Consider the following 1,124-nt stretch of genomic DNA (forward strand, 5'->3'; position numbering starts at 1 on the left):
CGCTCCCGTGCATGCTGCTAAAACCACCACAACCGAGCGCGTCCTTTTTTACACCGGCAAAAGTCACAAAATGGGCGAGGTGCATGATGGCGCCGCGACCACAGACTGGATGGTGCAGGAGCAGGAGCGTGGTATTACCATTACTTCTGCTGCCATCACCGCCTTCTGGAAAGGTTCCGAGAAGCAGTACAAGGACGAGCATCGCTTCAACGTAATCGATACCCCGGGCCACGTTGACTTCACCATTGAAGTTGAACGTTCCCTGCGCGTACTCGACGGCGCTGTGGTTGTGTTCTGCGGTACTTCGGGTGTTGAGCCTCAGTCGGAAACCGTATGGCGTCAAGCCAACAAATACGGCGTTCCACGTCTTGTTTACGTAAACAAGATGGACCGTGCTGGTGCGAACTTCCTGCGCGTGATCGCTCAGATCAAACAGCGTCTGGGTCACACTCCGGTACCAATTCAGTTGGCCATCGGTTCCGAAGACAACTTCCAGGGTCAGATCGATCTGATCAACATGCAAGCTGTCTACTGGAACGACTCTGATAAAGGTATGGTCCCTGTTCGCAAGGACATTCCTGCTGAGCTCCAAGAGCTGGCTGAAGAGTGGCGCAACAACATGGTTGAGGCTGCTGCCGAAGCCAACGAAGAGCTGATGAACAAGTACCTGGAAGGCGAAGAGCTGACGATCGTAGAGATCAAAGCTGCTTTGCGTCAGCGTACTATCGCCGGCGAAATCGTTCTGGCTGTTTGCGGTTCGTCTTTCAAGAACAAGGGTGTTCCCCTGGTTCTCGACGCCGTTATCGACTTCCTGCCTGCACCAACCGACATTCCTGCTATCAAGGGCACTGACCCGGATAACGAGGAAATCGAACTGGAGCGTCATGCAGACGATTCGGAGCCGTTCTCGGCTCTGGCGTTCAAGATCGCTACCGACCCATTCGTGGGTACCTTGACCTTCGTCCGTGTTTACTCGGGCGTGTTGAACTCCGGCGACGGCGTGATCAACTCGGTTAAAGGTAAAAAAGAGCGCGTGGGTCGTATGGTGCAAATGCACGCAAACGCCCGTGAAGAGATCAAGGAAGTGCGCGCTGGCGACATCGCGGCCCTGATCGGCATGAAGG

Annotated in this window: 1 protein-coding gene; it reads left to right on the forward strand. The window is 54.8% G+C overall.

Annotated features, from left to right (window positions below):
• Positions 1-1,124 (forward strand): elongation factor G (locus ACIPZE_RS29010; RefSeq protein ID WP_400776874.1); only part of this gene is annotated, 1,124 nt, incomplete at both ends.

The sequence above is a fragment of the Pseudomonas sp. NPDC089741 genome (assembly GCF_044748825.1).
In the GTDB taxonomy this organism is placed as follows: Bacteria; Pseudomonadota; Gammaproteobacteria; order Pseudomonadales; family Pseudomonadaceae; genus Aquipseudomonas; species Aquipseudomonas helmanticensis.